This is a genomic window from Pseudomonas sp. GM55 (assembly GCF_000282395.1).
Lineage (GTDB): Bacteria > Pseudomonadota > Gammaproteobacteria > Pseudomonadales > Pseudomonadaceae > Aquipseudomonas > Aquipseudomonas fluorescens_CC.
Window position 1 is genome coordinate 1 of the sequence record NZ_AKJJ01000163.1, and the last position, 1,993, is coordinate 1,993.

At 57.2% G+C, this 1,993-nt stretch carries 3 protein-coding genes; 1 reads left to right on the forward strand and 2 read right to left on the reverse strand.

What is annotated here, in order from left to right; genetic code table 11:
• A partial coding sequence (locus PMI31_RS29390; protein ID WP_008023891.1) for a VCBS domain-containing protein occupies positions 1-485 on the reverse strand: 485 nt, incomplete at its 3' end.
• 89 nt (positions 486-574) lie between these two features.
• Entirely contained in the window at positions 575-862 is a 288-nt protein-coding gene (locus tag PMI31_RS29395; protein WP_008023893.1) for a PilZ domain-containing protein, read from the reverse strand.
• Between the two features lie 204 nt (positions 863-1,066).
• On the opposite strand from PMI31_RS29395, the gene PMI31_RS29400 reads away from it, so the two are divergent.
• Entirely contained in the window at positions 1,067-1,732 is a 666-nt protein-coding gene (locus PMI31_RS29400) for a LuxR C-terminal-related transcriptional regulator (protein WP_008023897.1), read from the forward strand.
• Positions 1,733-1,993 lie beyond the last annotated feature (261 nt).

Below are 1,993 nucleotides of genomic sequence, written 5' to 3' on the forward strand. Positions count from 1 at the left end.
ACGGGGCCGTCGTTGCTGCCCTCGAACTTCACCTGGGCAGTGGCCCAGCTGAGCGTGCCGTTGCCGAGGCGAATCGCATAGGTAAAGCTGTCCGTCAGCGACTGGCCAGTAGCAAGCGCCTGGAGCTGCGCTTTGAAGGCAGCAGACAAAGTAGCGGCGTCGTAGCCGACCTTACCGTCCGAGGTGATCCAGATCTTTGCACCTTTCGAACTGGTGTCAGTACTCGTCGCCTCAGCCCTCGCCGTATCCTGGGTCAGGAGGTCGGCCGGAGCATAAGCCTTGGTGGCAGTAGAAAGACTGTCCGCGTTGTCGAGTGACCAGAGCGTCTTCGCGTTGCCGCCGAGGTCATTGGACATGACGTCCCAATACATGACCCTCAGCAGATTTTCAGCGGTGGCGGTGGTGGTGAGGATGTCATCCTTCGCCTGCGGCGTGTTGGAAAACGAGGTAACGGTTCCGCCACTGGTAGTTGTAGTGCTAGCCATGTCTTTCTCCCTAGAATGTCACTCTGAGCAAAAAACCGCTGTGGGCCGCTAACAGCCACAAGTCGACTCTTCCTCACCCCACGAACACCTCACTCAACCGGCACCAGCCGGCTGGTCAGCAGCTTCACGCCCGCCCCGATCCTGCCGCCCTGTGGCTCAATGCGCACGATTTGTCCTTGCGCCTTGAACTTCATGGGGCCGCCGGGAGTGTCGAGTTCGATCTCGAACTCAATCAAGCTACCCACCTGCTGCTCGCTATCGGTTTCGAAATACAAACCGGAGGCGCTGATGTCACGGGTGACACCGTTGCTCCCGCCGGTCAGTTGCAGCGACAGGGTGACTTGTTCACGGGGCTCAACTCGGTATGTGCCTTTCATGGTTCCAGACTAAAAAGGACCATTGTTTTTTACATGAGCGCGCTATCCCTTTTTTTCTGGGAGTCAATCAGCCATGAAAACAGTGCTTTATGGGATAAATGTCATGGGAGGGGTTGCCTGAAGCGCTATAGAAAAAAGCTACAGGCTGCAACGATTGCTATCATGATCAGCTAACACAACCCGTCTAAAGAGGCAGCGACCTGCATGCCAATTCAAGTACTGTTAGTTGCTCTACCGCTCGTGGCCTGGGGTCTTGAGCGTCTGGTGGAAAGCGCTCAACCGAGGTTGATGCTGGCGGGTTCGGTGGCGTCGGTGGCGGAATACCTGCTTTCGCTGCACCAATACGCGCCAGATGTGGTGGTACTGGACCTGGACAGCGAGAACTGCATCAAGTCGCTGGCCGACTTGCACAGCCAGACCAAAGCCAAGATTCTGGTAGTGACAGGGTCAAGCGACGTGGCGCTGCATGACAGTGCAGTGCTGGCGGGCGCACGTGGCGTGGTGGATAAGCGGGAGTCGGCATCCGCATCAATATTGCTCAAAGCCATAGAAAAAGTGCATGAAGGCGAACTCTGGATCGATCGCAATGCGACCAGCCGTATCTTCCTTGAACTGGCGCGCAAGAAAGCCGAGCGGGATATAGACCCGGAGCAACACAAAATTGCCAAGCTTACGCGCCGCGAGCACCAGACCATTGCATCGCTGGCCAGCGACCCCTCTGCCCCTGGCAAGCTGGTGGCCGAGAAGCTGCACATCAGCGAGCACACGCTGCGCAACCATTTGACATCGATCTACAGCAAGCTGGGCCTGACGAACCGCGTAGATCTGTATGCCTACGCACACAAGCACGGGCTTTTCACAGGCGATTGAGGACTGCGGCGGCACGCTGGGCGGCGTTCCGATAATTGACTTTGTAGGAGCGAGCTTGCTCCGGGCGGCGTTCCGACGAAGAACCTCTGGACACCCGGTGGCCTCAGACAGCCAGCGTAATCGTTAGAGACCATCGCGAGCAGGCTCGCTCCTACAGGGGCGCCAAAAACAAAACCCCTACCTGCATACGCAGATAGGGGTTTCGGAATTTAATCTTGACGATGACCTACTCTCACATGGGGAAACCCCACACTACCATCG

What these genes read in the sequence shown, in the direction of transcription:
- PMI31_RS29400 (WP_008023897.1), top strand. Translation starts at nt 1,067, where the DNA reads ATGCCAATTCAAGTACTGTTAGTTGCTCTACCGCTCGTGGCCTGGGGT.
- PMI31_RS29395 (WP_008023893.1), bottom strand. Translation starts at nt 862, where the DNA reads ATGAAAGGCACATACCGAGTTGAGCCCCGTGAACAAGTCACCCTGTCG.